This window comes from Terrimonas ginsenosidimutans (assembly GCF_022012415.1).
Lineage (GTDB): Bacteria > Bacteroidota > Bacteroidia > Chitinophagales > Chitinophagaceae > Terrimonas_A > Terrimonas_A ginsenosidimutans.
In genome coordinates, this window is record NZ_JAKLTR010000006.1 from 169,244 (window position 1) to 184,391 (window position 15,148).

The 15,148-nt window shown below is 45.8% G+C and carries 14 protein-coding genes; all 14 read right to left on the reverse strand.

Annotated features, from left to right (window positions below; genetic code table 11):
- Positions 1 to 39 precede the first annotated feature (39 nt).
- Positions 40 to 1,071: a 4-hydroxythreonine-4-phosphate dehydrogenase PdxA gene (gene pdxA / locus LZZ85_RS11115; RefSeq protein WP_237871636.1), complete on the reverse strand. Its 1,032-nt coding sequence runs from the start codon at positions 1,069 to 1,071 to the stop codon at positions 40 to 42.
- Positions 1,072 to 1,173: 102 nt separating this feature from the next.
- Complete coding sequence (locus LZZ85_RS11120) at positions 1,174 to 2,088, reverse strand: dihydrodipicolinate synthase family protein (protein ID WP_237871638.1); 915 nt, start codon at positions 2,086 to 2,088, stop codon at positions 1,174 to 1,176.
- Positions 2,085 to 3,233 carry an iron-containing alcohol dehydrogenase gene (locus tag LZZ85_RS11125; RefSeq protein WP_237871640.1) on the reverse strand — a complete coding sequence of 383 codons (1,149 nt, stop codon included), beginning with the start codon at positions 3,231 to 3,233 and terminating at the stop codon, positions 2,085 to 2,087. The genes LZZ85_RS11120 and LZZ85_RS11125 overlap by 4 nt, the downstream gene beginning before the upstream one ends.
- Before the next feature lie 31 nt (positions 3,234 to 3,264).
- Positions 3,265 to 3,933, reverse strand: coding sequence for a DUF3826 domain-containing protein (locus LZZ85_RS11130; protein ID WP_237871643.1), 669 nt, complete (start codon positions 3,931 to 3,933; stop codon positions 3,265 to 3,267).
- A gap of 22 nt (positions 3,934 to 3,955) precedes the next feature.
- Complete coding sequence (locus tag LZZ85_RS11135) at positions 3,956 to 5,593, reverse strand: polysaccharide lyase (protein WP_237871645.1); 1,638 nt, start codon at positions 5,591 to 5,593, stop codon at positions 3,956 to 3,958.
- The gene (locus LZZ85_RS11140; RefSeq protein WP_237871648.1) at positions 5,590 to 5,838 is read right to left on the reverse strand and encodes a hypothetical protein; all 249 of its coding nucleotides are present in this window, start codon (positions 5,836 to 5,838) and stop codon (positions 5,590 to 5,592) included. Before LZZ85_RS11140 ends, LZZ85_RS11135 begins: the two co-directional genes overlap by 4 nt.
- A 286-nt stretch (positions 5,839 to 6,124) precedes the next feature.
- Positions 6,125 to 7,246: an aldo/keto reductase gene (locus LZZ85_RS11145; RefSeq protein ID WP_237871650.1), complete on the reverse strand. Its 1,122-nt coding sequence runs from the start codon at positions 7,244 to 7,246 to the stop codon at positions 6,125 to 6,127.
- Between the two features lie 13 nt (positions 7,247 to 7,259).
- On the reverse strand, positions 7,260 to 7,850 hold the full coding sequence (locus LZZ85_RS11150; RefSeq protein ID WP_237871651.1) for a cupin domain-containing protein: 591 nt from the start codon (positions 7,848 to 7,850) through the stop codon (positions 7,260 to 7,262).
- 33 nt (positions 7,851 to 7,883) lie between these two features.
- Positions 7,884 to 9,251 carry an amidohydrolase family protein gene (locus tag LZZ85_RS11155; protein WP_237871653.1) on the reverse strand — a complete coding sequence of 456 codons (1,368 nt, stop codon included), beginning with the start codon at positions 9,249 to 9,251 and terminating at the stop codon, positions 7,884 to 7,886.
- Between the two features lie 240 nt (positions 9,252 to 9,491).
- Positions 9,492 to 10,358: a glycerophosphodiester phosphodiesterase family protein gene (locus LZZ85_RS11160; RefSeq protein ID WP_237871655.1), complete on the reverse strand. Its 867-nt coding sequence runs from the start codon at positions 10,356 to 10,358 to the stop codon at positions 9,492 to 9,494.
- Between the two features lie 3 nt (positions 10,359 to 10,361).
- Entirely contained in the window at positions 10,362 to 10,961 is a 600-nt protein-coding gene (locus LZZ85_RS11165) for a histidine phosphatase family protein (RefSeq protein WP_237871657.1), read from the reverse strand.
- Between the two features lie 2 nt (positions 10,962 to 10,963).
- Positions 10,964 to 12,406 carry an FGGY-family carbohydrate kinase gene (locus LZZ85_RS11170; RefSeq protein ID WP_237871658.1) on the reverse strand — a complete coding sequence of 481 codons (1,443 nt, stop codon included), beginning with the start codon at positions 12,404 to 12,406 and terminating at the stop codon, positions 10,964 to 10,966.
- A gap of 255 nt (positions 12,407 to 12,661) precedes the next feature.
- Positions 12,662 to 14,116 (reverse strand): FGGY-family carbohydrate kinase, encoded by a 1,455-nt coding sequence (locus tag LZZ85_RS11175; RefSeq protein ID WP_237871659.1) that lies wholly within the window; start codon positions 14,114 to 14,116, stop codon positions 12,662 to 12,664.
- A 10-nt stretch (positions 14,117 to 14,126) separates the two neighbouring features.
- The gene (locus LZZ85_RS11180) at positions 14,127 to 15,137 is read right to left on the reverse strand and encodes a 2-hydroxyacid dehydrogenase (protein WP_237871660.1); all 1,011 of its coding nucleotides are present in this window, start codon (positions 15,135 to 15,137) and stop codon (positions 14,127 to 14,129) included.
- Between the last annotated feature and the right edge of the window lie 11 nt (positions 15,138 to 15,148).

Consider the following 15,148-nt stretch of genomic DNA (forward strand, 5'->3'; position numbering starts at 1 on the left):
TATTTTCTTGAATAGCGGTCAGCTATTATTGGCAAGAGTTCAGCCACGGTTATGACTAAGCTGCACAGCGCTTTCTATTGCTAGCACCATTGCATCAGGACTTGCAATACCTTTCCCTGCGATCTCGAAAGCCGTACCATGATCTACAGACGTCCGGATGATTGGCAGCCCCAGCGTAATGTTCACTCCTTTCACACTATCCATTTGCTGTTTTTCTGCGTTCCATTTGAAACCGGCAAGTTTGAAAGGAATATGCCCCTGGTCGTGATACATGGCCACTACTCCACCATAAGCCCCCATTGCCGCTTTAGCAAACATCGTATCTGGCGGAATGGGGCCTTCAACATCATATCCCATTCGCTTCGCCTCTTCAACAGCCGGAAGTATTTCCTCATCGTCCTCCGTACCAAATAAACCACTATCCCCTGCATGCGGGTTCAGGCCAGCAACACCGATCTTTAGGTTTGTTTTTCCGAGGCGTTTCAAACCATCCGTTAGCAATTCAATCACCTGAATGATCCTGTCCTTTTTTACCAGATCGCAGGCCTGGCGCAGTGATACGTGTGTACTTACATGGATAACATTGATGTTGTCCTCCACCAGTAACATTGCGTATTTCTTTGTATTGGTAAAATGTGCATAGATCTCAGTGTGTCCGGCGAAATGATGACCGGCTTCGTTGATCGATTTCTTATTGATCGGGCCAGTCACGGTTGCATCAACTTCCTTCGCTATCGCCAGTTCGATCGCTTTTGCAACAGCCTGGTAAGATGCTTCTCCCGCCATGGCGTCGATTTTACCAAAGGAGACTTTGCTGATATCCGTGATACCAAGATCAAATACATTTATAATACCCGGACTAAAATCAGCTTCACCCACTTTACTGATTGCATTTACTTTGAGTGGAAATTTCAGTAACTCTATGATCTGCTGAAAAACGACTGCATCACCGGTTATAATTGGTCTACAAATATCGAGTACTTCTTTTTTCAGGATCGCTTTTGCGGCAATTTCGGGGCCGATACTCGCCGGGTCTCCCATAGTAATTGCAACGATCGGTTTTTTATTCATTTGATTCAACTTATCTGGTTCTTTGTTATCCTACTGCAAAGGCAATCGATACATGAAAAACCTTCTTCCGGTCTCGCGTAGGATTCCCGCAGGATCTGGTTTTTATGTTACCGAGACTGATTGAAGGGCTTTCAGATTTCCGATAATCCTGTTGGCTTCCTGCTTATCCAGACTTGTGAGCGGAGGCATTACGACAGGCTCACCGATTCCTTTTTCCTGTAATAAAACTTTCAACGCCCAAATACTTTCACCCAGCGTTTTATCTTTTTGATATAACGCGCCATAGTCATCGCTTAGTTGCTGCATTTGTTTTACGACAGACTCTTCCCCTTTTTTCGCCGCTTTAAGCATTCGACTATAAATTTCCGGAGCAAAGTTTCCTGTGCTTGGGATAAGACCATCTCCACCATTCAGTAATGCTTTGTCTGAACGAGCCGCCCAGCCAAGCAGGTAACTGAAATCGGATCTGTTCTTCCAAAGAGATAGTGAATGCTCCAGTCGTTCGTCATTGCGTTCCGAATCTTTTACGGCAACAATATGCGGATGATGACTCAATTCGTCTATGATCTCAACTGGTATGCTCATGTGCGTGGTTGCCGGAATATTATATACGATCAAGGGGGCTTTGATGGCATCAGCCAGTTGCAGAAAATAATCTTTCATCTGCAAAGCAGATAATTGATAATACGATGGCAATGTTGCGGCCACCGCATCTGCACCTTGATCAAAACTGTACGTTGCCAGGTCGACACTTTCTGAAAAAACGGTTGCAGAAATTCCTGTGTACAGTTTCGAATCCTTCTTTTTTATCTCAGCTGCCTTCCTGATGTAATTTTTCTTTATTGCAAGTGGCAACGATGCTGACTCCCCGGTAGTTCCCAGAATAAATGGATCGATGCTATTCGCATACATCAGTTCAAACAGTTTTTCGACAGCCGCTTCATCCAGCTTATTGTCAGCTGTAAGCGGAGTAACCATTGGAACTATAATGCCGCTGTATTCTTTAGCTGGTTTCATTGAAATGCAGATTTATAAATAGTAATGGCATCCTTCTCTTCGATAAGCCGCGGATTATTCTTTAACAACCGTTGTATCTTCATCGCATCAGCAGCCATTACTGCAATAGCGTCTTCAGGAATATTCACTTCTTTCAATGTGGCGGGCAACCCACATGCTCTGATCAGTTCTCGGATCCGCGTCACGCCAGCCAAAGCCGTTGCTTCATCTTCCTGCTGCCGTTCACACCCGATCGCGACCGCAACATCTGCATATCTTTTTGCTGCTGCGGGAATATTATATTCCATGACGTAAGGCAGCAGCAATGCATTGGAAAGCCCGTGCGGTAAATGAAACATACTTCCCAACGGATAAGACAAGGCATGTACACCGGCCGTATTCACAGGTCCAAGACAAAAGCCACCGAGCAAGCTTCCCATCGCCACATGCTTGCGTGCTTCGGTATCTTTTCCATTATTCACTGCCGTCACAATATTTGCAGCGATCAGCCGCATTCCTTCAAAAGCATACACATCGATCAGCGGTTGAGCGAATTTATTTGTATAGGCTTCCAGGCAATGGGTAAGTGCATCAATTCCTGTTGCTGCCGTAATGGAAGCTGGCACACTCACCGTAAGCAGTGGGTCAACGTAAACAGAATCGGGAACCAGGTAAGGACTGATGATGCCTTTTTTCTGATTATCCTGGTCCACGAGGATCGCGTTGGGAGACACTTCGCTACCTGTTCCCGCAGTTGCCGGCGCACAGATCAATCTGCGTGAACGTCCTCTAAGCAAACCGATGCCCACGTAGTCATTCAATTGCTGATCATTTCCCAGTTGCGCCGCCACCAACTTTGCTACATCCAGTACACTTCCTCCTCCCAGTCCGATCACCGTATCCGGATCAAGCTGCTCCGCTGTTCTCATCAATGATCCAAAATCTGCAAATGATGGTTCCTGCTTGATAGAATAGTTAGCTTGTATTTGGACAGATGATCCTACACGCGATTTCAGTTCTTCCACTACATGCGTCAATGGCTCTATCGTTACAATAAATATTTTCCGGGCATTTATGGCCAATAGTTCATCTGCCAGCTGGGAAATACATCCATTTCCAAAAACCAGTTTACCCGGGAAGATTATCTTTAAAATACTTTCCTGCATTATTTCTTAAAAAATTATCGATCCATTTATTCTAACCTTTCTGTTGTTTATCTTTTGCTGCCTTCTCGGCTTTTATCTTATCTGTATACGTTTTGTAAAGTTGCCGCCAGTTACGCCCATTGTTATTCAGATACTGTTCGCATTTCGTTTTATAAATTTCAAAAACAGCAGAGATCTCTTTCATGTTCTTATAATCAATCGCCTGTTCACGTGCCTGTTTCAGGTTTTTCAGGATCTCCGTTCTTTCCTTCTCTGTCAGATCAGGCACAATTGCTTCATATCCTTTTAAGGTGAAAGCAACTTTTCCGATGGTGTATTTATCCAGCAATAATTCTGTTTGCTCTGGATCAAGGGTTGATCTTAACACAGCCATCAGGTCATCATGAACCGACTTTGGTTTACTTGAACAAACAATCATTTGCCTGTCGAGATCCGAAAGCGTATTTCCTGTTGCAGGATTAATTCCCGCAGGCACCATTGTGTGCGGATGCGAATTATGCCAGTCACGCACAGCGATCAAATGTGTAGTAACTGCCTGCTTCACCGCTGTCGTCTTGCCTTCATCTGACAAACTCAATTCACTTACCCACTCTGATGCTTTTCTTTTCAGTTCAGCATTGCCGGTTGTGTCTTGTGCTTGCGCCAATGAAAACCTGAGGAAAAAAACAATACCCAGGCTGAATATTTTTATGATGTGCATATGATATTTTTTAACCAATGGGTTATTTGACCGTGATAGTAATTTGAGATGCAGGCACCAGGCTATTCAGGAATTCTTCGATATTAGTGTAGCCGCTTTTGCTTTTTGCATATTTGCCGGAATCAGTTGGGTCATTAGGATTCAAACCATTCTTCTTCTCCCAATCATCCGGAATACCATCTTTATCGCTGTCTTGATAGGCTGTGCCTTTGTATTCCGGATAACCACCTACCTGGTCTGGGTGAATGATCACTCCCTGCTTATACGAATCAGCCGGCAGTCTTCTTTTTACAAATTTTGAGCTGGGCAATTCTTCCGCTTTGGGATTGTACTGGATCACACCCGTTTTAACCTGCTCAACAATTCTTTTATCCACCGCATCACGTTTTGGCAATGTAGCGCCGGCATTTTCCAGGACATAAGCATAAGCACTTTTGGCGTCAGTGATCGGGAAAGGCGTTACGATCATTGATTCATTTGCTTTGATCTTTTCAAGCAAGCCAGGTGCTACTTTTTCATCATCACCCGGCTGAACCCCACCTGCCCAGTTGTCAGCAGACACGCGTTCGTTGCCCTCAATAAAGTTTCCGTTTACATACGCTTTTCCATAGTTGTTGCGGTTGGCAGAATCGCGCCCCGTCTCTGGCTTAAGAATTCTGTAAGCGATCGGTTTATCCTTTGGAGTGATCGGCCCCGGTTTGTAATAGTTGTTGATGAATGTATACAGGGAACGATGATCGCCACCATCCGCAGTACGGTTCCACCAGTTGAACACCACATTGTTTGCAAAACCAAAATCACCATACATACCTACAGATGGACTGCGGCTGATATTGCTCGACCACAAATTGCGCAGGAAAGTGCTGTTCAATCCACCGATCGTACTTCCAAACGCATGATTATACCTGTCGAGCGCTTCTGAAAAGATCGAGTTTTGAATAGTAACATTTACTGTTGGCAGTTTTTCATCTTTACCGTTGCCCTTATATACGTGGCGATAGATACTCAGATTTTCATCAAGACCCCATGAAGCGCTTACGTGATCGATGATCACATTACCAACGGGGTTTCCACCCAATGCATCATCGCGGCGGGTCACATCCGTTGATCCGCGTCGGAAACGCATATAACGGATCACGATATCGTGTGTGTCCATCCAAACAGATTCACCAGCAATACACACACCGTCACCGGGAGCTGATTGTCCGGCAATCGTGATATACGGTGCGCGAATGATCACGGGAGATTTCAATTGTATAATTCCTGATACGTTGAACACAACGGTCCGCGCGCCACCCTGTTCGCATGCCCAGCGAAAACTACCGGCACCATCATCATTCAGATTAATTACAACCAGCACTTTTCCGCCACGGCCGCCAAAGCTGAACTTACCACCACCTTCCGCACCGGGGAACGCAGGAATGGTTGCCTGCGGCAGATCAGATGGTTTCTGCGCCCACGGAATAAATGGCTTCCCGTTCTTTTCTTCCGCTTCCATATCTATACGAGCCAACTTCCAGCTCTCCTCTGATCGTTTCTTCCAAAGCCCTTCCGCCTTACTCGCTGAATCTTCCACTTCCTTTGGAACTACAGGATATTGCGCTTTGCTGTAAAATTGAATGGCCAGCAGAAGAGCGGTTGATAAGAATACTCGCTTCATGATACTATTTTATTAGATAATGGTGATTCATTTTTGCAAATGAGTGATTGCTTATTCCAGGGCATGCCGGGATAAGAAGTACTATGCTCTCTTTTGTAAGTATTGATTGAAATAATTTCTACTGTTGGATTTTTCATGGAGAACGCCAGGCTTGCATTAGCGGCAGACAGGATATCTGCACTGGCAGGATCAGGAAGCAACGCGGTCATCAATCCGGTTTGCGGGGCAGGCATCAACCGCTTCATAGCAGTAATTATTAATCGTTAGAAAAGCATACCGGATGACAGATAACAGACCCGGTACATTTATGCTAAAATTAAAAGCCTGTTGTATAGGGAACAATGTAAGGTTTGGCTATAAAGATGGAAGATTTTACTATCTCATCGTATCATGCTGAAATTCCGGGGGGCGTAGAGGAGCGCGGCGAACGCGACGAGACGCAGAGGGCGCGGCGAAATACAGTGTTTTCTGTCACTGTCTTCGCCCCGTCCGCGGCGCGTCGTTTCGTCCCCGTGTTCCCTCTATGTCGGTTTACCTAGGCACGGGTGCATTAGCCGCGATCAGTTCTTCTTTTTTGAGTTCACTCCAAAAGTCCGCCGGGATCTTTGCTTTAAAAGATGCCGCATTCTCCGTTGCCTGCTGTACGGTATGTGCCCCGGGAATAACGGCAGACACTACATCAGGTGCAGCAGCGAACTGCAAAGCAGCGGTACGAAGATCAACACTATGACGCGCTGCTACTTTCTTCAACGCAGCCAGTTTTTCTTTAACGCCTTCAGGAAACTTTCCTTCATAGAGATAACGGTCTTTCCCGGACAAAAACCCTGCGCATAATGGAGCCCCCACAACTATTGAAATGTCCTTTTCAGCTGCTTTCGGAAATACTTTATTAAGATCATCTTCATGTTTGATCAATGAATACTGGCAAGCTGAAAGAAAAATATCAGGATCAGAAACTTCCATTGCCTTAAGGATAGGCTCAATTGTATTTACGCCGAAACCCCAGGCTTTGATCAATCCTTCTTCCCTCATCTTTATCAGTTCAGGCATCGCTCCTTTGGCCGCTTCATCAAAATATTTGACCCAGTTCTCTTTCATATCACCATTATCCGGTGAAAGATCATGGATAAAAACAATGTCTATAGATGACAAGCCAAGACGTTGCAGACTTTCTTCCACACTTCTCCGTGCACCTGCCGCGGAGTAGTCATATTTATATCCGAAATTCATTTTTCCTTTCCATAACAATTCGCCCGGCCTGAAATTCTCCTGCGGCTCCAATAGCCTGCCGATCTTTGTGGAAAGCGTGAATTCGTTTCGCGGTTTATCTTTAAGAAAAAGTCCCATGCGGCGCTCACTCATTCCAAGGCCATACCAGGGAGATGTATCATAATAACGGATGCCGGCATTCCAGGCTGCGTCCATCGACTGTAAACACTCAATATCCGGGTTTGCCTGGAAACCGTTTCCCAAAGCCACGCCGCCAAAACCTGGTTTGTTCTTCGGACGAAATCGCTTGAAGCTGCCGGTGTTTTCAAATGCTGTCATAGTATTACTGGTTTCATTTACTGATGTTGCAGATAAAAGATTTGACCCAAAAGCCATTCCTGCAGACGCCAGCATAGTTTGTGTTAAAAATGTTCTTCGTTCCATAGTTGATAAGCGTTTATTCCTTCTTCCATAGTTTGATCAATCCTTCCTGCTTACCGGAAAAAGGATCAGCGGAAGGTTTAAGTGTTGCTGCAATATTTTTATCCGCATCCGGGCGTTCGTGCTTCCCGCCTTTCATCAGGTCGGGATCAAGTCCACCAGGATAAGCACCGAGCACAGTAAAGTCATCACTGTGTGAAATGCATTTGTGTCCAACACCAGCAGGTATGACAATAATATCGCCGGCTTTAACTGTCAGCTTCTCTCCTTTCTCACCTCCCATATGCAGGAGCGCTTCACCACTGAAACACCCCAGTACCTCATGCGTGTTGCTGTGGTAATGATGAAAAGGATACACGCCCCAGCGCCAGGTATTGGTCCAGCCATTGGCAGCAAAGCGTTCTTCCAGCCAGTCGCCGCCCTTGTCTCCACGTTGAGAAAACACCTGCTGGTATATCAGTAACGGATAGCGACTGTTTGGGATCGTGCCATCATCTTTGAAATAATATGTTTCAGGTGCAACTGCCGGCATGACAAATATTTTTTCAAGCAGTAACAAAGCCGCAAAACTTTGTGCGCTTGTTTTGATGAATATTCTTCTTTTCATGATCTCCTGTTTTTCCCGAAGAAGTTTTTCCTATCATTTACTCAACGGTCCTTTGCTTACTTCCTTGCCTGCTTTATAAACAGCAAAGATCTGACGCGTCTGGCGGATATCTTTCAAAGGGTCACCATCAATGATCAGCAGATCGGCGATCTTTCCTTTTTCAATCGTTCCGAACGCACCATCTATCTTCATCGCCTTTGCCGCATTACCGGTAGCAGCCGTGATCGCCTGCAGGGGAGAAAGCCCGGCCTGTACCATTAATTCGAGCTCCAAATGTTCGCTGAACCCCTGTGCACGCAAGGGCATAGCTCCACTATCCGTTCCCAGCGCGACCAGTACACCGGCATCATGTAACTTTTTCAGATTCTTTAAAGCAATATCAAAGCCTTTCATATTTCTTGCATATGCCGGTGATTTTTTAAGATCGCTTTGGTATTTCTCATCGGTGATCATTTCGTACACACCGGGCTCAAGAGAGGTTTTGAAGAAAGGATCATCGATCCATTCTGGCTTTCCGGCATAGATAAAGGAAAATTCATCCAGCGAAAGAGTAGGAATGTAAATGATCCCTTTTGATTTCATCCGGCTTACAAGCGCATCATCCGTCACACTGTCACGAATACTATGCGCAATAATATCGACGCCTTCATTGACAAGCTGACGTGCATCTGATACATAATAAGCATGAGAGGCCACGCGGAGCTGATGCTTATGCGCTTCGTCGATCACTGCTTTATAAACGGCAGGATCCATCTTTCTGAATTTCCCGCCAAAGTCATCCAACCATAATTTAACTACCTCTGGTTTTAACGCTGCAAGGCTATCCATTTGAGCGGATACTTGTGCAGGTGTTTCCGGACGGAAGACACGATCCATCGCAAACTCGAGCGGCGGCGCACCTCCTGGCACACCAAAACCATAACCAGCAGAGTGTATCCTGGCTCCCGGAAAATTACCTGCCAGAGACGAATCACGAATGCCAGTCTCGAAAAGCAGCGGACGATCTGTACCCATTACCAGTATATTCAAAATTCCATAATCCTGGTATTTGTTTAACTGTGAAATGATATTCCCCCGCGTATAGAACTCAGGTTTGGTGGCAGTACCCTTAAGCGCTCCAATGTGGACGTGCGCACTGATCAGCGAAGGCATGACAGTCTTCCCTCCCAACCGGATCACTGTAGCGCCGTTGGTATCAAGAGATCTTCCAACATCAACTATGGAGTCATTGATCATCCTGATATCGATATGTTCTTGCGGAGCCGTTCCTTTTCCATCAATAAGGGTTACATCATGTAAAATGATAGACTTGTCTGCGGTATTTTTTGCTGGATTATTACAGGCACTCATTACTGTAAATAGTGCCGCAATAGCGATAACGGGTCGAAATAGCATTTTCATACTGAATTATTTGTCCTATTGGGAACGATCTAAAACCGCCCTGGCAGTTGGGATCAATCCACAACAACCGAACCAGTTATAAAATTGGGTATGGCGGGATACTTGTTTTTTTATAAGCCTCACCTGAGTCTCCTGCGTAGGGGTATCGCAAAGAACGCAAAGATCCGCAGAGGGCGCTAAGAAATTTAATCTCAGCGCCCTCTGCGGATCTTTGCGTTCTTTGCGATACCCCTATTCCAATTACAATTTGATGGCTTCCCCAACCTCGATTGGATAGTCCGATTCGAGGATATCTGCGCCTTTGGCAAAAATATCCCGGTAAGCCGCCGCGCGTTCCTCTTTTGTAGCGAGCTTATCATACACCGGTGCGGCGGAGATCATGCACATCACACCGCGTGCGTGCAGAAGATCAAGCATGACTTTGTTCTCCGGTTTATTCTCTGAGCCGATATAAGCGATCATATTCTTCCAGGGCACGCCTGCTGCTTCGTAAGACTTTAGCGCTTCTTCTGTTTTTACAAATGCAGACATCATGATCAGAGGATTATTCTGATAAAAAAATTTTGCCTGGTCTGCAGTATGCACGGTCACCATCACAAATGCCGCCGCATTATTTTTACGGATGATCTCTGCGGTCATTTGCGGAGGAACATCTTTTCTATCAAGATTCAGTATCGTTTTGCCTTTTGCCCAGTTGATCGCCTCCTGCAAGGTAGGTATGCGGTATGGAGTAATGTTTCCATCTTTATCTTTTAAGCGGAATTGTTTCACTTCTTCCCAGGTATGATCAGACAGTTTGCCCTTACCTGTGGTAGTTCTGTCGAGCGTAGCGTCATGCAATAACACGATCACGCTGTCTTTTGTAAGACGCGGATCGATCTCAAAAAATGCTGGTGTATGTTTTAATACATGCTCAAATGTCTCAATAGCATTTTCAGGATACCCGGCAATATGGCTTCCTCTATGTCCGCTGACAACGGTCTTACTCATTTCATATTTAAAAAAGGAATAAGTATCGGCGCTTGTCTTTATTCCCAGCGTTTTCAGTTGCGCGGATACTATTGTTGCGAGGGTCAGGCCTGTAAACAGCAAGAAAGCTTTTTTCATAATCTACCTGAGTTTAGCATTCAGTAATTCGAGTGTAAGGATCCCCTGCTGATCCAGGGTAAAACTGGTGATAGCGGAATTCTGCTGTACCAGTTGCCTGTAGTTCTTCAGCGGCATTCCCAATTTATGTGCGAGATAGAGGCGATTGATACCGTTATGCGCCACTACCATGATATTTCCGCTTGTATACTTTTGCTGTAGCGAATGAAAGAAATCATCTACACGGGCAACGATCTCCCCTCCCGTTTCTCCTGTACCGCCGGCACGATGAATAGCTGGATCGCTCATCCAATCGAGCCAAAGCGACTCATTCTCTGCGATGAATTCCTCTTTCGTTTTTGTTTCCCAATTCCCGAAGTCAGCTTCGATCAGTCGTTCATCTTTGATCGCTTCCCTGCCCGATGCGATACAAGCAGTCGTATAGGCCCGTTGCAGCGGCGACGAATAAACCGCTGTCAATTCAATGCTTTCCATCTGGCGTTTTACTTCTTCTGCCTGACTAATGCCTTTATCCGTAAGCGGTATATCCGTTCGCCCGCAATAGCGGTTGTTATCTGCGTTCCAGGAAGTTTGTCCGTGCCTGAGTAAAAAAATATTCAGCATATTCAATTCAGAATTTTTCTGGCTTTTAATTCTTCAATAAATAATTTGTATTTCTGATCGTACGCTTCTGCAAGACGAAGATCAGGCTCTATTGTTAATTCAGGATTAACCATTGCCGCGGCGGCTTCTTCAAGCGAACCATAGAGGCTTTGGGAAGCGGCGAGAATCGCGGCACCTGCCGCCCCTGACACGTTCTTCATTTTACATACCGGCACATTGCTGATGCTGCTGCGGATCTTCAACCATGTATCACTGTTGCTGCCGCCACCTGCCGAAAAGATACGTTCAATTTTCTCGCCGGACAATTGTGAGATCTTTTCAAATGCATATCGCTCAATAAAAGCAACGCCTTCCATACAGGCTGTGAATCTCTCCACCGTATTTCCATCCGGCCAGATCCCGGCTGCCTGTGGCGCAACAAATGGAAAACGCTCGCCGGTTTGTAGTAAAGGCCAGGCAATAGAAGTGGCGGGCAAATGCATGGCTGCCTGCTCACCCAATTTCTCCAGGTCTTCTCCTGCAAACAACTTGCTCACCCAATCTGCACCGGTATTGCTTGCGCCACCCGGCATCCAGTAACCCGAAGGATGGCGATGATTGTAGATTGCGCCGGAAGGATCAGTGATCTCCTTTTGAGTAACCCCTTTTATGACTAAGGTGGTACCGATGGTCGTATTCCACTGTCCCGGTTTAACCGCTCCTGCAGCGATCTGCGAAGCACAGCCATCGGTCAGGCCTGTGGTAACGATCACTGCTGTAGTGAGCCCCCACTCTTTCATCAACGCAGGTTTGATCGTACCGATCTGCGTACCTGATGGCTTCACCTCCTGCAGCCATTCCTTACCGATCCCGATCTGATCAGTGATATATGCAGGCCAATTGAATTGATGGATATCATAACCGGACTTCATCGCATTGGAATGATCGGTAATATTATACTCTCCACTCAATCTTCCCGTGATGAAATCTGCTGCATGAATAAATTTGTACAGCTTTGAAGAGCGTTCAGGAAAATGATCCAGGAACCATTTCATCTTTGGCAAACCACTGGAGGCGTTAAAAGCGGTATAGCCATGCTTCATCTCCGTTTCTGCGATCTTCTTACAGAAAGACGCTTGTTCAGCAGAGCGCGGATCGCTGTACATGATCGCCGGATGAAGTGGATCGAAGTTATGATCGATCGGGATGATCGTTCCGGAGGTAGAGGTAACTGAAATGGCTTTGATCTGATCGAGTGGGATGTTTTGCTTTACCTCTTCAATCAATTGAGGGATTAATCTTGTGCAGGCTTGCCACCAGGTATCGGGTGATTGTTCCTGCCGCGAGTTTTCGTTTAAGGGAAATACTTCTTCTTTTGCGGAGATCTGGACACCGGTATTGTCAAGCATTACCACGCGTGCGCCTTGTGTGCCGATATCGATTCCTATAAAGTATGCGTTGTTCATTTTAATATTGCTTTGCGTAGGGTCCCCGCAGATGACGCAGATTGATCAGGGTTTTGAGATGGGAAAATCTGGCACGATCGTATATTCCTATTTGGATGTTCGCAGATTGCGCAGATAGCTGTCAACATAAAGGGACCCATCCGCGTCATCTGCGTGACCAATTATCGGGTTAGTTAGATCCGCCGATGAGTTCTTTCTTTTTGAGTTTAAAATCTGCGAGATCTGCGGGACATTACGCCAGCCTGATCATACTAATTAACTGATAGAGCGGAACTGTTCACGTGTCTGTTTCCAATCCTTGTAATAAGATCTGTATTGAGCGCCATCTTCTGAAGAAGCTACTGATGTTTCTATCGCACTCTCGCTTTGCTGAATATCCAGTCCTGTCGCTTCATTACATAACATTGCCGCACCAACCACCGAAGCCTGCTCAAAACCTGACCTCACCCGAACTTCATTACCTGTAATAGCCGCGATCATATTCCGCAGTGTTTTACTTTGCAATCCACCACCGCAGGCCCAGATATATCCTGCATCGTGCCCGGAAACTTCTGCCAGCACTTTATAATTCTCCGCTATGGAAAAAGCGATATCCATCAATGTAGACCATACAAAACTACCGCGCGTCAGCTCGTGCGATACCGGAACAGGAAATATGAATCCACCACGGATCACCGGCTTCTTTTCACCGGCTATCAATGAACCAAGCGATGCGGAACAATGCCTGTATGCATTTTCATTCAATTCCTTTTCGATCACATCATATCCTTCATTGGGATAAAACACTTCCTTCAGCCGCTGATAATTCAAACCGGTGACGCCCGCGTTGGCTTCAAATACAAAACGGTTGAGGGCTATATCACGGCTTGTCCAGGTACGTTCATCCTCATCAGTAACATAGTTTCCCTCCAGTTTCACCACCGGTGTTGTTGTTCCGGAAACGATCACGACATCACCAACAGATGGACAAGTGCTCTTGATCGCCATCTGCGTATCACCGCCTCCCGTTACTATTACCGCAGAGCCGTCGATATTCCAGGCATCAGCAATTGCTGATTTGATCTTGCCAACGACACTACCCGATTGGGAAAGCGAAGGCAAGAGGTCAGAAGACAGATCGAACAGTTTACACAGTTCATCGCTCCATTCCCCCTTCTCCACATCATACAGCAGAGTCTCCGAGGCTTGAGAATGTTCATATACAGGAACACCGCTCAGCTCCCAGGTAGCCCAATCGCTGATACTAAGAAAGAAGGACAATTCATTCCAGCTTTCTTTTCTGCGTTCACGAATGCCGACGAGTTTATATGCAGAAAACAATGAAGTGGGATAACGGCCGGTCAATTGGTAGATCCTGCTTTTATCAGCAAATGAATTCTCCCATTCACGACCGCGATGATCGATATTAGGAAGACCGATCATTGCTTTACCGGATTTATTGACCAATACAATTCCTTCCCGCTGACTTGTTGTTGTGGCAGCGTTGATCTTAACATCTCCAGCCTGCAACAATGCCTCAGCGGTGAGTTGTTTCAATTGTGCCCAAAGCTCTTCCGGTTTGAAATAAATTGATTCCGGATACAGTTCATCACGATAATAACGGATATCCGCTCTTGCAACGCCCAGGATATTTCCGGAAGGAGCAACAATTGCCGACCGGACATTTCCCGTTCCTATATCAAGCACCAGGTATGCATCCTGTTGTTTCATTTACTATAATTTATCGCTGAATATACGATGATAAGATCTCTTTGTTGGCTAAACGATCTGCACTGTGATTGCCGTGAACGAACCATTCGGTCAGTACCTCATTCAAAATCCGGACGTGATGATCTTCCACCTCATACGTTGCACCGGCAATATGCGGTGTTGGCAGTACACTAGGATGATCAATTATTTTATAATCGAGCTCATCCGGAGGTTCATTGTCGAATACGTCGAGGATAGCGCCCTTGATCTTGTTTTGAGAAAGAGCATTGTAAAGATCTTGCCTGTCCACAACTACGGCCCTTGCCGTATTTACAAAGATCGAATCAGCGCGCATCAGGTCAAAATACTTCTTGTTGATCATTCCCTTTGTATCAGCAGTAACCGGCAGATGAATGGATACCACATCACAGGTTGCAAAAAGTTCTTCCAGGCTTAACCGCTGATAAGAAGGAAATGCAGATGCGGGTACATAAGGATCATAATAAGCAATGGAACAGGGATAGTTCTCCGTTAGCTTTGCGATCAACTGTCCGATCGCACCAAAACCAACAAGTCCGATCTTCTTTCCCGCCAGTTCATTTCCTTTGAATTCAAGATAGGATGTGTGTGCACCTTCATCCCATTTACGGCTGCGCAGCCAACTGATCGCCGGCAGCGTTTGCCTCATGAAGGTGATCACATTCGCAATAAACATTTCTGCTACTGCCTGTGCATTACGTGCCGGTGTATAAAATACAGGAATACCATGCTTTGTTGCCGTTGCAAGTGCCACATTGGAAGGTGTACCTCTGCAAACTCCGATGAACTGAAGATGTGCATTAGCATTGATCACTTTCTCTGTTACATGATCATGTTCTGTGATAAGCGCCTCCGCTTCTGTTTCATACAATAGCGCCATCAATTCATCTTCGTTGTACGCGCGCCCGTTCTGCTTCCATGGACGGTAGATCACTTCTCCAAGGTCCTGCTTTACCTCAAACAATCCTTTCTCGTGATACGGCGCTGTTACTAATACTCTCATATATGGGATTA

Coding starts and splice junctions, on each gene's coding strand:
- LZZ85_RS11135 (WP_237871645.1), bottom strand. CDS start 5,593: ATGAAGCGAGTATTCTTATCAACCGCTCTTCTGCTGGCCATTCAATTT.
- LZZ85_RS11130 (WP_237871643.1), bottom strand. CDS start 3,933: ATGCACATCATAAAAATATTCAGCCTGGGTATTGTTTTTTTCCTCAGG.
- LZZ85_RS11150 (WP_237871651.1), bottom strand. CDS start 7,850: ATGAAAAGAAGAATATTCATCAAAACAAGCGCACAAAGTTTTGCGGCT.
- LZZ85_RS11165 (WP_237871657.1), bottom strand. CDS start 10,961: ATGCTGAATATTTTTTTACTCAGGCACGGACAAACTTCCTGGAACGCA.
- LZZ85_RS11175 (WP_237871659.1), bottom strand. CDS start 14,116: ATGAAACAACAGGATGCATACCTGGTGCTTGATATAGGAACGGGAAAT.
- pdxA (WP_237871636.1), bottom strand. CDS start 1,071: ATGAATAAAAAACCGATCGTTGCAATTACTATGGGAGACCCGGCGAGT.
- LZZ85_RS11145 (WP_237871650.1), bottom strand. CDS start 7,246: ATGGAACGAAGAACATTTTTAACACAAACTATGCTGGCGTCTGCAGGA.
- LZZ85_RS11180 (WP_237871660.1), bottom strand. CDS start 15,137: ATGAGAGTATTAGTAACAGCGCCGTATCACGAGAAAGGATTGTTTGAG.
- LZZ85_RS11170 (WP_237871658.1), bottom strand. CDS start 12,406: ATGAACAACGCATACTTTATAGGAATCGATATCGGCACACAAGGCGCA.
- LZZ85_RS11160 (WP_237871655.1), bottom strand. CDS start 10,358: ATGAAAAAAGCTTTCTTGCTGTTTACAGGCCTGACCCTCGCAACAATA.
- LZZ85_RS11140 (WP_237871648.1), bottom strand. CDS start 5,838: ATGAAGCGGTTGATGCCTGCCCCGCAAACCGGATTGATGACCGCGTTG.
- LZZ85_RS11125 (WP_237871640.1), bottom strand. CDS start 3,233: ATGCAGGAAAGTATTTTAAAGATAATCTTCCCGGGTAAACTGGTTTTT.
- LZZ85_RS11155 (WP_237871653.1), bottom strand. CDS start 9,251: ATGAAAATGCTATTTCGACCCGTTATCGCTATTGCGGCACTATTTACA.
- LZZ85_RS11120 (WP_237871638.1), bottom strand. CDS start 2,088: ATGAAACCAGCTAAAGAATACAGCGGCATTATAGTTCCAATGGTTACT.